At 58.8% G+C, this 14686-nt stretch carries 12 protein-coding genes and 1 tRNA gene; 7 read left to right on the top strand and 6 right to left on the bottom strand.

All coding sequences use genetic code 11. The annotated features are described in order from the left end of the window. Positions 1-7: 7 nt before the first annotated feature. The 5 genes from recJ to AC2CHD_RS03460 all read right to left on the bottom strand — a co-directional run bounded on the left by recJ (position 8) and on the right by AC2CHD_RS03460 (position 6038). Positions 8-1789 carry a single-stranded-DNA-specific exonuclease RecJ gene (gene recJ, locus AC2CHD_RS03440; protein ID WP_484552582.1) on the bottom strand — a complete coding sequence of 594 codons (1782 nt, stop codon included), beginning with the start codon at positions 1787-1789 and terminating at the stop codon, positions 8-10. Between the two features lie 51 nt (positions 1790-1840). After that, positions 1841-2818, bottom strand: a complete 978-nt coding sequence (gene glpX, locus AC2CHD_RS03445; RefSeq protein WP_292896066.1) for a class II fructose-bisphosphatase — start codon at positions 2816-2818, stop codon at positions 1841-1843. A 137-nt stretch (positions 2819-2955) separates the two neighbouring features. Then, complete coding sequence (locus AC2CHD_RS03450) at positions 2956-4269, bottom strand: homoserine dehydrogenase (RefSeq protein ID WP_484552583.1); 1314 nt, start codon at positions 4267-4269, stop codon at positions 2956-2958. 39 nt (positions 4270-4308) lie between these two features. Next, positions 4309-5529, bottom strand: coding sequence for an LL-diaminopimelate aminotransferase (locus AC2CHD_RS03455; RefSeq protein ID WP_484553205.1), 1221 nt, complete (start codon positions 5527-5529; stop codon positions 4309-4311). Between the two features lie 86 nt (positions 5530-5615). After that, positions 5616-6038, bottom strand: coding sequence for a hypothetical protein (locus AC2CHD_RS03460; protein WP_484552584.1), 423 nt, complete (start codon positions 6036-6038; stop codon positions 5616-5618). A 114-nt stretch (positions 6039-6152) separates the two neighbouring features. Between AC2CHD_RS03460 and AC2CHD_RS03465 the strand changes: the two genes are divergently transcribed. From AC2CHD_RS03465 to radC, 7 genes are all read left to right on the top strand, one after another. Then, positions 6153-7982 carry a PHA/PHB synthase family protein gene (locus AC2CHD_RS03465; protein WP_484552585.1) on the top strand — a complete coding sequence of 610 codons (1830 nt, stop codon included), beginning with the start codon at positions 6153-6155 and terminating at the stop codon, positions 7980-7982. A gap of 253 nt (positions 7983-8235) precedes the next feature. Then, positions 8236-9387, top strand: coding sequence for a YcbK family protein (locus AC2CHD_RS03470; protein WP_484552586.1), 1152 nt, complete (start codon positions 8236-8238; stop codon positions 9385-9387). An 80-nt stretch (positions 9388-9467) separates the two neighbouring features. Further along, positions 9468-9543 (top strand) — tRNA-Glu (locus AC2CHD_RS03475). A gap of 142 nt (positions 9544-9685) precedes the next feature. Then, a complete protein-coding gene (locus AC2CHD_RS03480; protein WP_484552587.1) occupies positions 9686-10660 on the top strand; it encodes a hypothetical protein in 975 nt (324 codons plus the stop codon). Between the two features lie 52 nt (positions 10661-10712). Then, the gene (gene sfsA, locus AC2CHD_RS03485; protein WP_484552588.1) at positions 10713-11414 is read left to right on the top strand and encodes a DNA/RNA nuclease SfsA; all 702 of its coding nucleotides are present in this window, start codon (positions 10713-10715) and stop codon (positions 11412-11414) included. A 54-nt stretch (positions 11415-11468) separates the two neighbouring features. Beyond that, positions 11469-12296: a type I methionyl aminopeptidase gene (gene map, locus AC2CHD_RS03490; protein ID WP_229449058.1), complete on the top strand. Its 828-nt coding sequence runs from the start codon at positions 11469-11471 to the stop codon at positions 12294-12296. A gap of 66 nt (positions 12297-12362) precedes the next feature. Further along, positions 12363-13103, top strand: coding sequence for a RadC family protein (radC, locus tag AC2CHD_RS03495; RefSeq protein ID WP_484552589.1), 741 nt, complete (start codon positions 12363-12365; stop codon positions 13101-13103). Between the two features lie 86 nt (positions 13104-13189). On the opposite strand, the gene tig is transcribed toward radC, so the two are convergent. Further along, entirely contained in the window at positions 13190-14626 is a 1437-nt protein-coding gene (tig, locus tag AC2CHD_RS03500; protein WP_484552590.1) for a trigger factor, read from the bottom strand. Between the last annotated feature and the right edge of the window lie 60 nt (positions 14627-14686).

Genomic DNA, 14686 nt, shown 5'->3' on the forward strand with positions numbered 1-14686 from the left:
CCCGCTTTCATGCGCTCGCCGCATCCTGAAGCCGCATCTGGATGCGCTTCGTTCCGTTCCAGTGGTTGGCGGCCAGCGTCCCCGCAACGTGGATCGTCGCACCGCGGTTGGCGAAAAGGAAATTGCCAAGATCCGTCTCGGCAGCCCGGAAGGCAATGGCCTCCATGCGCGCGCCTGTCTGTGAGCGCAGATCGACCCGGATATGTCCATTGCCCACGATCCGTGCATCGGCCAGACGGTGGCGCGGCAGCGCCAACACTGGTGTCGGGTGACCCGAGCCAAACGGCCCGGCGGTCTCCAACGCATCGAGCAACGCAAAATTTGCTCCATCGGCAGAGAGTGCCGCATCGACCTTCAGGCTTTCAGCATCCCTCAGCTTTTTCACCGCGCGAGCAGCCCGCTCCTCGAAAAACGCCCTAAGCGGCCCGAGCTTACCGCGTTCAATGGTAATCCCGGCCGCCATGGCATGGCCGCCGCCCTTGACCAACAACCCTTCGGAGACCGCTTCACGAACGATCTTGCCCAGATCAAATCCCGGAATGGAGCGCCCCGAGCCTGTGCCCTTGCCGCTCGGATCGAAAGCGATCGCAAAGGTCGGCCGCCTTGCATGGTCCTTGAGGCGGGACGCCAGAAGACCAACGATGCCCGGATGCCAGCGGTCGCTCGCGGTAACAAGCACAGCGGGCCCCTCGCCGGCCATCAACTCGGCGTCCGCCTCGGCCTTCGCCTCCGCAAGCATCACCGTTTCCATGTCCTGACGCTCGGTATTCAGCCGGTCGAGTGTCTCTGCGATTTTCGCGGCTTCGGCCGGATCGTCGCTGGCGAGCAGATTGCTGCCCAAAGCCGCGTTGCCGATACGGCCACCGGCATTGATGCGCGGCCCGATCATGAAGCCGAGATGGTAGGGGTTGAGTGGTTCGCCAATGCGCGACACGCGTGCCAGCGCGGCCAGTCCCGGCGTTTTCATCTGACGCGCGGCCAACAGCCCCTTCACCACGAAGGCGCGGTTGACGCCCACCAGCGGCACCACATCGCACACCGTTCCGAGCGCCACGAGATCAAGAAGCCCCAACAGGTCCGGCGCGCCCTTTACCGCCCCCTCCTGGCGAAGACGTTTGACCGTTTGCACCAGAGCAAGAAACACAACACCGGCGGCACACAAGAATCCCTGGCCTGAGAGGTCATCTTCCCGGTTCGGGTTCACCACCGCGACCGCCTCCGGCAACTCGCCGCCTACCTGGTGATGATCGAGAACCACCACGTCGGCACCCGCCTCCGTCGCCGCTGCGATGGCGACGGCGCTGTTGACGCCGCAGTCCACGGTGACAATCAGGCTTGCCCTGCCGGCAAGCTCTCTCATCGCCTCGGGATTTGGTCCATAGCCCTCGAAGATCCTGTCCGGAATGTAGATTTCGGATGCGATGCCGTAGTGCGCAAGAAAGCGCTTCATCATGGCCGAGGAAACAGCACCATCGACATCATAGTCGCCGAAAATCGCTACCTTTTCGCCGCGCTGAACAGCGCGGGCCAGCCGTTCGGCGGCTTTCTCCATGTCGGTCAGGCTCGCTGGATCGGGCAGGAGATCACGAATCGTCGGGTCGAGAAAACGTTTGGCCTCGTCCAACTCCACCCCACGACCGGCCAGAACGCGCGCAACGATTTCGGGAATACCATGGGTCTGCGCCATCGCAAGCGCAACGTTCTCGCCGCGCAGGTCCAACCGATGCTCCCACGCAAGCCCGCGTGCCGAGTGCCGCACATCCAGGAAATATCGCTTGTCGCCAGTCATCGCCGACTAGGTTTCACAGAGGATGAACAATGGCAAGCGACTTTGAGGTTCTCAGAACTTGTCCAGATCCTGATGGCGGGCGATGATCTCGCGCACCGTCTGCGAAGAAGAGCGCATGACGATCGTATGGGTGGAGATCTGGTCGCGGCCGAATTTGACACCGGAGAGCAGATTGCCGTCCGTCACACCGGTCGCGGCAAACAACACATCACCCTTTGCCATCTCATCCATACGGTAGACCTTGTTCGGGTCGGAAATGCCCATCTTCGCCGCGCGCGCGATCTTCTCCTCGGTATTGAGCTGCAGGCGTCCCTGCATCTGCCCTCCGATACAGCGCAGCGCTGCCGCCGCAAGAACCCCCTCGGGCGCGCCGCCGATGCCGAGATAGATATCAATGCCGGTTTCATCCGGATCGGTCGTGTGTATGACGCCGGCCACGTCACCATCGCCGATCAGCCGGATCGCGGCACCCGTGCCGCGCACTTCCTCGATCAGGCGCGCATGGCGCGGCCGGTCGAGAATACAGGCCGTGATCTCGTTGACCGGCACACCCTTGGCCTTTGCCAGCGCCTCGATATTCTCCACGGCGGGAGCATCGAGATCGACGACACCTTCGGGATAACCAGGACCGACAGCGATTTTCTCCATGTAGACGTCGGGCGCATAAAGCAGGCTGCCGCGCTCCGCGATGGCAATCACAGCCAACGAGTTTGGCAGGTTCTTGGCGCAGATCGTGGTGCCTTCCAGCGGGTCGAGCGCGATGTCGACCTCGGGTCCCTCACCCACACCCACTTCTTCTCCGATATAAAGCATCGGCGCTTCATCGCGCTCGCCCTCGCCGATCACCACCGTGCCCTTGATCGGCAAACGGTTGAGCTCCGAACGCATGGCGTCAACGGCCACCTGATCCGCCGCTTTCTCGTCGCCGCGGCCCCGCAGCCTTGCCGCAGCAACAGCCGCGCGCTCCGTCACACGAACGAGTTCCAGTGTGAGAATGCGGTCGAGACCCGCCTGCGTGGCTTTCAACATGTATCCAGATCCTGATGTTCACCGCCTTCCATGGGCGGCGGCTTCTTGTGACAAAGACGGCGCGGCACGGCAAGACCCCGGCCGCCCCGTCAAAAACATGAATCGATTGAATAAATGTGACAGGCTCGAAATGTGCGTCAGGCTGCCCGCTCGATGCGGATAACTTGCGGCTTGTCCACGAGATGACCGTCCTTCATCACGCCATCGACTGCCTTGCGGACGGCTGCTTCGGTCGTCTCGTGGGTCACGAGAATCACATTCTTCTGCTCGTCCGGCAGGCCGCCATCAGCATGCTGGACGATCGATTCGAGCGAAATGTCATTGTCAGCCATACGCTTGGCAATGGCCGCGAAGACACCGGCCCGGTCATGCACAGTCATGCGGATGAAATAGCCCCCTTCATGCGAGCGCATTCGAGCCCGCTTGTAGGGTTTCAGCTTGGCAGCGGGTCGCCCAAAAACCGGGCCGTGCTGAAAACCCGGACGGCTTTTCGCAATGTCGGCCATATCGCCGATGACCGCGGAGGCCGTTGCATTTCCTCCCGCGCCGGGTCCCGAAAGCAGAAGCTCGCCCAGTACATCCGTCTCAATCGCCACGGCATTGGTCACACCATGGACCTGCGCGATGACAGATTGCGTCGGCACCATGGTGGGGTGAACTCGCTGCTCGATCCCGCTGTCGGTCTTGACGGCCACACCCAGGAGCTTGATCCGGTAACCAAGCTCGCTGGCTGCGCGGATATCAGCCTGGCTGATATTTGAGATACCCTCCATATAGATATCGTCAGCAGAGATCTTGCACCCAAAGGCGAGGCTGGTCAGGATCGAAAGCTTGTGCGCCGTATCGTGTCCCTCGATATCGAAGGTGGGGTCGGCTTCGGCATATCCAAGGCGTTGCGCTTCTGAAAGGCAGTCCTCGAAGGAGAGCCCTTCTTCTTCCATGCGTGTCAAAATGTAGTTTGCCGTGCCGTTCATGATTCCGAACACACGGCTCACTTCATTCCCGGCGAGCGCTTCACGCATGGTCTTGATAACGGGGATGCCGCCGGCCACCGCCGCTTCGTAGTTGAGAAGAACGCCCTTCTCCTCCGCGATTGCGGCCAGCGCGACACCGTGTTTGGAGAGGAGCGCCTTGTTTGCAGTCACCACGTGGTGCCCCGCCTCCAGTGCCGCCTTCACCGCATCATAAGCCGCACCACTGTCGCCACCGATCAGTTCCACCAACACATCGATCTCGGCCGAACTGGCCAGTTCGACCGGATCGTCAAACCACTGCGCATTACCCAATTCTATTCCGCGGTCGCGATTACGGTCGCGGGCAGAAACCGCCGTCAGAGCCATCGTGCGTCCGCATTGCCTGGTGAGTTCCGCTTCCTTGTCCGTCATGCAACGCACGACAGAGGCACCCACGGTTCCCAAACCCGCAATTCCAATACGCAACGCTTCGGCCATGATGAGGCGTGCTCCTTCTCGATAGTTCAGTGGTTAGACTCAGCGACGGGCGCCGAGCGGAATGACGTTGTCGGTGTTTTCCGGCGCGGTTGCAAGGAAGCGCTTGATGCTGCGGGCGGCCTGCCGAATCCGATGCTCATTTTCCACCAGCGCGATACGCACGAACTGGTCCCCGAACTCACCAAAACCGATACCGGGTGCAACCGCCACCTCGGCCTTTTCGACCAAAAGTTTGGAGAATTCCAAAGAGCCGAGTTCTCGGTAGGCGTCCGGGATCGGCACCCAGGCAAACATGGTGGCAGGTGGCGGCGGCACATCCCAGCCGGCGCGGCCAAACGATTCCACAAGCACATCCCGGCGGCGGCGATAGATTTCGCGCACCTCTTCAATCTCCGTACCATCGGAATTCAAAGCAGCCGCAGCCGCCACCTGGATCGGTGTGAAGGCGCCATAATCCAGATAGGATTTGACACGCGACAGCGCGGCGATCAGCCGCTCATTGCCCACGGCAAAGCCCATGCGCCAGCCCGGCATTGAAAACGTTTTGGACATCGAGGTGAACTCCACCGTGACGTCCATTGCGCCGGGCACTTCCAGAACCGAAGGTGGTGGATTGCCCTCGAAATAGATCTCCGAATAGGCAAGATCAGAAAGAATGATCAGATCGTTCCTGCGCGCAAAGGCAACCACATCCTTGTAAAAATCCAGCGACGCCATACAGGCCGTGGGGTTTGACGGGTAATTCAGGATGAGGGCGATCGGCTTTGGCGTCGAATAGCGCACCGCACGCTCGAGCGCCGGAATGAAATTCGCGTCAGGCTCGGCGGGGATAGCCCGCACGACACCACCCGACATGATGAACCCGAATGCGTGAATGGGATAAGTCGGATTTGGACACAGCACCACATCGCCCGGCGCGGTGATCGCCTGGGCCATATTGGCAAACCCCTCCTTCGACCCCAGCGTCGCGACCACCTGAGTTTCAGGATCAAGCTTCACGCCGAAGCGACGCTGGTAATAGGCCGCTTGTGCCCGTCTAAGACCGGGAATGCCACGCGAAGATGAATAGCGATGCGTGCGCGGATCGCGCACCACGTCACACAGTTTGTCGACAATGGCCTGCGGCGTTGGAAGATCGGGGTTTCCCATGCCGAGATCAATGATATCGGCACCACGCGAACGCGCACTCGCCTTCAGGCGGTTCACCTGCTCGAAAACATAGGGCGGGAGCCGACGGATCTTATGAAATTCTTCCATCATCATACCTCGATGCAGGTGACGCGAGACCGGTGACCGGTCCTCATATACCCATTCCACTCAGTGGTCGAGGGAAAGGAGAGCTGAGGTTATTCGCTCTTTTCGATTTCCTCGAGCTGCCGCTCCGCATGCGTTTTGGCAAGACGGCGCAACCGTGCAGCCTCTGCTTCGGCGTCGTTGCTTGGAGCCCGGACCGCCAGGCGCTCCCGCACTGCGGAGAGATCCCGCGTCAGTGCATCCTTCTCACTTGAATCAATTGGCGTAGCCGCTGATTCCGGCGGGATGTTGAGATCGGGATAGGCACCCGTGTTGCGCGCAGCAGACGTATTGGTTGCCCCGGTCCCAGCTTGTGAAGCAGGGCCTGGCAAGGGCGGTGGCGTGCTGATCGCCGCGGAAGGCGCTGCATCTTCCAAACTCGCGCTGACACATCCACCGAGCACAAGCGAAAGGGAAGCCGCCAAGGCAAATGCTTCGGTGATGCGAAAAAAACCGCGGTGAGCTCTGATTTTCATATTCTCTTCCGATTCAAGCCACTACCATGCATGATGGTCGCGGGGGAGCCTCCCGTGGAGATTACGTTAACACCGCGCCGCTTGAAAGGCGCGTTCAGGTTGCAGGCGCAGATTATGGCTCGAGAAAAGCAGACCACGGGCGCAGAAAATCACGAAGAGTCGGCATTCGACCAGTATTTCGCAAAAGACCCCGAACGTCTGGCACAAAACCTGGCGCGCGCGCTTGAGGAACTCGGCAAGGCCGCCGCCTCCTGGACGCAAGCGAGAGAAAAGAATGAAGCCAGCGACATAACCGCCGCCCCCCTTGCCGACATGATCAGAACCTTTTCGCGCGTCAGTGAATACTGGTTGGGCGATCCCACCCGCGCGCTGGAGGCCCAGACACGTCTGTTCGCCGAGTTCATGGGCATCTGGGCAAATGCCATCCGCCGAATGAGCGAGGAGAACGTGGGCGACTACGCCTCCGCTGCGGCTACGGACAAGCGCTTCCAGGATCCCGAATGGGGACGCAATGCTTTTTTCAGTTTCCTGAAGCAGGCCTATCTCGTCACTGCGCGTTGGGCTGCAGACCTCGTGGACGGCGCCGACGACCTTGATGACATAACGCGTCACAAGGCGCGGTTCTATGTGGAGCAGATGAGCCAGGCCCTATCGCCGTCGAACTTTCTCCTTACGAACCCTGAGCTGTATCGTGAGACCATGGCAAGTAACGGGGAAAATCTCGTACGCGGCATGCGGATGCTCGCCGAAGACATTGCCGCAGGGAAAGGCGACCTCAAACTCCGGCAATCCGACAGTTCACAATTCAAGATCGGCGAGAATCTGGCCAACACTCCGGGCAAGGTGATAGCCCGCAACGAACTGGTCGAAATTCTGCAATACGCGCCCGCGACGAAGAAGGTTTTGAAGCGGCCGCTGCTTATTGTTCCTCCCTGGATCAACAAATTCTACATCCTCGATCTCAATCCCAAGCGCTCGTTCATCCGCTGGGCCGTTGAGCAAGGGCATACGGTTTTTGTGATTTCATGGGTCAATCCGGACGAGCGACACGCCCGGTATGACTGGGCAGACTATATCGACCAGGGCATAAGGTTCGCGCTGGACACGATCGAGGCTGCGACAGAAGAAAAACAGGTCAACGCTATGGGATACTGCGTGGGCGGAACCCTGTTGGCAGCCGGTCTGGCCCTGATGGCAGCCGAGGGAGACGACCGTATCGCTTCCGCTACCTTCCTGACCACACAGGTGGATTTCACCTTTGCTGGCGATCTCAAGGTTTTCGTGGATGAAGACCAGATCCAGGCTCTGGATGCAGCCATGCGTGAACGCGGCTACCTGGACGCCACACGCATGGCCACCGCCTTCAATATGCTGCGCGCAGGCGATCTGATCTGGCCATATGTGGTCAACAATTACCTGCGCGGTCAGGCGCCTCTGCCTTTCGACCTTCTTTACTGGAATTCCGATTCCACACGGCTGGCAGCCGCCAATCACTCATATTACCTGCGCAACTGTTATCTTGAGAACAACCTCTCCCAGGGCCGCGCCGTTCTACGCGGAAAATCGCTTCATCTGGAAGACATCAAGATCCCGATATTCAACCTTGCCACGCGTGAGGATCACATAGCACCAGCCAAATCCGTCTTCCTTGGCAGCCGTTTTTTTGGTGGGCCGGTTGAGTTTGTGCTGGCGGGTTCCGGTCACATCGCCGGCGTCATCAACCCGCCCGAGATGAAAAAGTACCAGTTTTGGACGGGCAGAGACCCCGAAGGCGAGTTTGATGACTGGATGGCAAACGCCGATGAGCACGCCGGTTCCTGGTGGCCGCGCTGGCAGTACTGGATCCTTTCTCAGGACAGCCGCCAGGTGAAAGCCCGCAAACCAGGGAAGAACAAGAATGCGCTTGGTGAAGCTCCGGGAGATTATGTGCGCATCCGCGCCTGATCACACAAAATGACAGAACGAAACAATGCTTTTAGAGGCCCCAAGGGAACTTTGACGTAGTTTCGGCATGAAACATGTTCTTGCCTCAATTGTTTTCTACCGCCTATATGATTGTTCATGGGGCTGGGATTCGCAGGCAAGACAAGCACTTGCTATAGATTTGCGAACGGAATTCAGTTCATCGTCGTGTGCGTGATTCAATCAATTGAGGGGCATATTTCTGTTGTTGGGGGACGAGAGCGGAAAACGCTATATGTCGGTGTTGAGGCATGGTCGATCCAGTCTGGCGGGTGTGATCTGCGCTCTATTTCTGGCATCCTGCTCCACCACCTCTGATCCTGTGACCCAACTGGGTCTCGCCCCGACTGCACTGCAAAACGGCGAAACCGATTCTTCGCTCTCGACGAGCGACGCCACCCTGTTTGCGGCAGCAGAAGGCGCCGGCGGGTCGGAAGCCTCGACTTCGATGCCTCTCCCCTCCGAACGTCCTGGTCAAAAAGAAGAGGCAGCGGCCCCAGAGGAGGTCGCAACGGAAACAGCAGCAGCGTCCCAGAAAGAACCTGTCTCATCAACCGAGGCGGTCGCCGCCGACAACGTTTCAGAAGACCCTGCTCCTCCGACCGAAAGCGTGCCAACACAGACTGCGACCGTCGCTCCAGCTGAAGAAGATGCTTCTGAAGAGGTTGCGGAAGCCGATACGACACCGCAGTCCGAGAGCGAATCAGCTTCCAAACGGCAAAGTTTTCTTTCAGCCTTTTTCTCCGCAAAAGAACCCAAGGCAGCGAAAGCGGCAGAGAAAGCCTCCCGTCCGCTGGTCGAAACGAGCAAAGCCAAACCCGCAGAAACTTCCAAGGTTGTGCTTGCCTCAGCCTCACCCGACACAAAGCCCGTGCAGGCATCAGTCAATATGGGTTCTGCCCTCCCTGGTGTAAGGCAAGGCGAAAGCCTGTTCGAGTTTTCGAGCAAGACAGGCAACGATGATGCCGACGCGGATATTTACGAGGAAGAACCTGCTTACCAGGTCGCCTCGGCCGCAGGCATGGCCCGTCTTGCCCCCAATGGCCTTCTCAAACAGCGTGAGAGCGTTGATACGGCCTGCCTGAAACCCGCCTTGGTCGGCATGCTCAAGGCGATCGAACGACATTACGGCAAACGAATCGTCGTCACTTCAGGTTATCGCAGCCCCAGTTACAATCGCCGCGTTCGAGGGGCCCGTAAGTCTCTTCATATGTATTGTGCAGCCGCAGACATCCAGATCGATGGCGTCAGCAAATGGGAACTGGCGAAATATGTTCGCTCCATGCCCGGCCGCGGCGGCGTAGGCACCTATTGTCATACGAAATCGGTGCATGTCGACGTCGGCCCGGAGCGTGACTGGAACTGGCGCTGCCGTCGCAGAAAATAAATCACAAAAAAAGCATAGAACCATCACAAGACGGGTTGCCCCCGGCAACGAAGCTCACTATAAGCCGGATCGTCTTGAGCGCGCCCATCGTCTAGCGGTCTAGGACGCCGCCCTTTCACGGCGGAAACACGGGTTCGAGTCCCGTTGGGCGTGCCAGTTTTTTCTTCCTGACATTGTGCATCAGTGAACAAAGCCGTGTGGCGTTTGACCCGGCGTGCCAGCCCGCGTACTTCTCGCTCGTCCTTTTTTGGACTGATGGGGATGTGAGAACTCACTGAGACGCGCAGGAAGGCATGAAATGCAAGGTCCGTTGATTGTTGCTGAGAAGGCGCTCGGTTTTGCCGCCTCGCGCGCACGGTTCTTCCTGATCGCCGGGCTTCTGGTCGGCATCGCTTCACCGGCGGCCGCGCACGCGGCCAAACCCTGGATCGCCGAAATGATCGCCGCTTTGCTCTTCCTTGCGGCTCTGAGAATGGGCCCGAAAGCCCTTGTCGGTGCTCTGGGGGACCTGCGTCAGTCGCTTGTCGCCACCCTCGCCTTTCAATTGCTGCTGCCGATCGGGTTCGCGCTCTCCTTCCTCGCAATGGGCTGGGAAGGTGTGCTGCCGACCGCGCTGGTTTTGATGGCCGCTGCAGCTCCGGTTTCCGGCAGCCCGCACCTGGCAATCATGACCGGTAATGACCCTGCCCCCGTCATGCGGGTCATGACGCTTGGAACAGCACTCTTGCCACTCACTGTGCTGCCCGTTTTCTGGCTCACACCGGCACTCGGCAGTGCAGACGTCATTTTCGCGGCTGCCGGCCGGCTTTTGGCTGTCATCGTGCTGGCCGTGTCCGCAGCATTCGTCCTTCGCCGATTTGCATTGGAAAACCCCACGCCGGTTGCGATCCAGTCGATCGACGGGCTCTCCGCCATCCTCATGGGCATCGTGGTGATCGGCCTCATGTCAGCGGTCGGCGAAACGCTTTTGATCGATCCGGCACGGGTGGGCCTCAATCTGGCGATTGCCTTTGCAGCCAATTTCATGCTGCAGATCGCTGTCACGGTTCTGCTCGAGCGCTTTGGCAAGAACACCATGGCCGCACCATTGGGAATTGCCGCGGGTAATCGCAATATTGGCCTCTTCCTCACCGCCCTCCCCGCCGGCGTGACCGATTCGCTGCTGCTCTTCATCGGCTGCTACCAGATCCCCATGTATCTGACGCCGCTGGTGCTGGGCCCCTATTATCGAAAACGTGCTGCCGCGCTGCCCCAGCAACAGGCGCGAAGCTGATCGATCCGAGAAGGCACAGCCATTCCCAACAGGCACTTTTCGAAGGACCCTCATGGAATTCTCAACACCGCTCATCGAGGCACGTCTGATCCGCCGCTACAAGCGTTTCCTGGCGGACGTCACATTGATGGACGGTACAGAGGTCACCGTCTCCGTACCAAACACCGGTTCCATGCTCGGGCTCACAGCCAAAGGGTCGCGCGTCTATCTCTCCCGCTCCGACGATCCGAAGCGAAAATACCGACACCGGCTGGAGATCGTCGAGGCTGACGGCACCCTGGTCGGGATAAACACGGGACTGCCAAACAGGCTTGCGGAAGAGGCCATCCGTGCCGGCCTTGTGTCCGATCTTGCCACATACGGCTCATTGAAGCGCGAGCAGCGCTATGGAGAACGCTCACGCATCGATATGCTTCTTGAGGAGCCGGAACGCCCTCGCGCCTATGTGGAGGTAAAGAATGTGCATTTCATGCGCGAAGAGGGACTTGCGGAATTTCCCGACACGGTGACGGAGCGGGGAGCACGGCATCTGCACGAGCTTGTCACCATGCGCAAGGCAGGCCACCGCGCTATCATGATCTATCTCATTCAAAGAGGTGATTGCGCGCGCTTTCGTTTGTGTGACGATCTCGACCCGGCTTACGCAAAGGCTTTTGCACTTGCTGACAAAGCCGGGGTTGAAGCCTACGCCATCAAGTGCCAAATCAGCCCTGAAGCAATCAAACCGGATCGTCTGATAGACATCGTGCTATAAAAACAGCAAAATCCGGCAACCTTATCCAGTCCAAGCGCAAGCGATTCAAACCTCATGGTCACCTATCTCGAAGCAGATTCCGCCCCTATGCGAAACACCGGACAGATCCGCCTTTATGGCGAAGAAGGGTTCGAGGGCATGCGCCGGGCATCAAGTCTCACCGCCCGCTGCCTGGACGAGCTTGCAAGCCGGGTCGCCCCAGGGGTTACCACCAACGAAATCGACAGATTTGTGTTTGAGTTCGGGATGGATCACGGAGCGATCCCCGCGACATTGAACTATCGTGGTTATACAAAGTCCACCTGCACCTCCATCAATCACGTGGTTTGCCATGGGATTCCGGATGACAAACCGCTGCGCGATGGCGATATCGTCAATATCGACGTCACCTATATCCTCGATGGGTGGCATGGCGATTCAAGCCGCATGTATCCCGTCGGTACGATCAAGCGCGCCGCCGAACGGCTGCTGGAGGTCACCCATGAGTGCCTCATGCGCGGCATCGCCGCGGTGAAGCCGGGCGCACGCACCGGAGCCATCGGAGCGGCTATCCAGGCCTACGCAGAAGGTGAACGCTGTTCGGTTGTGCGGGATTTTTGCGGCCATGGTGTTGGTCAACTGTTCCATGACGCACCCAACATCCTGCACTATGGCAGTGTGAACGAAGGTGTCGAAATGCGTCCGGGCATGATCTTCACCATCGAACCGATGATCAATCTCGGCCGGCCGCATGTAAAAGTCCTTTCGGACGGCTGGACTGCAGTCACACGCGATCGTTCTTTGTCCGCTCAGTATGAACACTCGATCGGCGTCACAGAGACCGGGTGCGAAATTTTCACGCTTTCGCCTGCAGGGCTCGACCGGCCCGGTCTCCCGGCTTAGACTGCCACCAGGACGTGCGCCATCGGCAAACCGCACGTTCCCATGGAACAGTGGCGGGGACATTTCATGGAAGAGGACGACGATCACGGTTTTCTGGCCGAACGGCCGATTGTGCCCACTCGAAAATCCGGCATGAAGCCGCATTATCATGGACATCGGGACCGCTTGCGGCAGCGCTTTGCGGAAACGGGTAGCACAGCGCTCTCTGATTATGAGCTGCTGGAACTTTTTCTGTTCCGTTCCATACCGCGTGCAGACACCAAAGGTCCGGCAAAAGCCTTGCTGGAGCGCTTTGGCTCGCTTCCCGAGATTTTCGGCGCGCCGGAGCGTCTGTTGCAGGAAATCGACGGTATAGGAGAGGCTGCCGCGCGAGATATCAAAGTGGCAGCAGCCCTGGCTCAAAGAATGCTCAAGGCAGACTTGCGCGACCGCCAACTCCTGACGTCATGGTCACAGGTGATTGAATACTGCACCGCAGTGATGGCCCATGAGGATCGAGAGCAATTCCGCGTCCTCTTCCTCGATAAAAAAAACCAGCTCATTGCCGACGAGGTTCAGCAAACCGGTACCGTCGATCATACCCCGGTTTATCCACGAGAACTGGTACGCCGCGCTTTGGAGCTTGCCGCAACGGCGGTGATTCTCGTCCACAACCACCCTTCAGGCGACCCAACCCCTTCCCGCGCAGATATAGACATGACCAAAACCATCGTGGACACCGCCAAACCATTGGGCATTACGGTCCATGATCACATCATCATTGGCAAGAAGGGGCATGCGAGCTTCAAGGGGCTTCAGCTGATCTGATCCCGCTTTGGGGCTAAAGGCGTCAAAAAGAAAAGGCCGCTGAAAGAGCGGCCTTTTCCAATCGTCTCACAAAAGAAGAGAAGCGATTACTCGCTTTCTTCCTTCTTCTTGGCGGCAGCCTTCTTCGGAGCGGCTTTCTTTTTCGGAGCAGCCTTCTCCTTTTTCGCGGGCTTTGCCTCCGCTTCGTCCTCATCATCCGCCATCAGCTCGTCGCGCGAAACCTTTTCGTCGGTGACGGAGATTTCACCGAGCAGATGGTCGATGACCTTCTCCTCGAAGAGCGGCGCACGGATGTTTGCCATGGCCTGCGGGTTCTGGCGATAGAACTCGTAAATCTCTTGCTGCTGATGCGGAGGATAGCGGCGGATCGATTCAATGAGCGCACGCTGCATCTCTTCATCGCTGACCTTCACCTCGGCCTTTTCGCCGATCTCGGACAGAACGAGTCCCAAGCGCACACGGCGTTCGGCAAGACGCTGATACTCTTCGCGCGCCTCTTCCTCGGTCGTGTCCTCGTCTTCGAAGGTCCGGCCGGCAGACTCGAGATCGCGGGTCACCTGGTTCCAGATATTCTCGAACTCGGCTTCCACCAGCTTGGACGGCGCTTCGAACTTGTATGCCTCATCCAGCGCGTCGAGAATCTGCCGCTTCGCCTTCTGGCGGGTTACCTGGCCGAACTGGTTCTCGAGCTGGCCACGAACGATCTCGCGAAGTTTCTCGGCCGATTCCAGGCCAAGCTGCTTTGCGGTCTCGTCATTGATCTCCAAATCATTGGGCTTGGAGATTTCTTTGACCTTGATGTCGAACTCGGCTTCCTTTCCGGCCAGATGCGCTGCCGCATATTCTTCCGGGAAAGTCACCTTGATTGTGGTCTCATCGCCGGCCTTGAGACCGACAAGCTGCTCTTCGAAACCAGCGATGAACTGGTTCATACCAATCACGACCTCGGAATCCTCGGCAGCGCCCCCATCAAAGGGCTCGCCATCGATCTTGCCGAGATAGTCGAGTTTCACCTTGTCGCCTTCGGCGGCCTTGCCCTTCTTCACCTCATAGGTGCGGGCAGAATCGGCGACGCGCTTAACCTGCTCTTCGACTTCCTCATCCGTGACGTCATAAACCTGACGCGTGATCTTGATATCGGAGAAGCTCTTGAGTTCGATCGGCGGGATGACTTCGTAAGACATCGAGAATTCGAAGTCCGCATCGCCGGCCAAAACCTTTTCGGCTTCCTTTTCGTCCTCGGTCATGGAGATTTCCGGCTGAATGGCCGGCTTCTCGCCGCGGTCGGTCAGGATGCTCTGCGTGTCCGCAAGGATCTCGTTCACGACCTCAGCCATGAAGGATTTGCCATAGACGCGGCGCAGGTGCTGTGCGGGCACTTTGCCGGGGCGGAACCCCTTAAGGTTGACCTTGCCCTTCGCGTCATCGAGACGCTGGCTAAGGCGCGCCTCCATGTCCTTTGCAGGAACGACGACCTTAAGTTCGCGCTTGAGCCCTGAGTTGAGAGTTTCGGTTACCTGCATCCATCATACCTTTGTATTCGCTTTTGCCGCCGCTTTCACGGCGCCCACCGCTCTTCCTGT

Source organism: Nitratireductor sp. ATLC21, assembly GCF_057196525.1.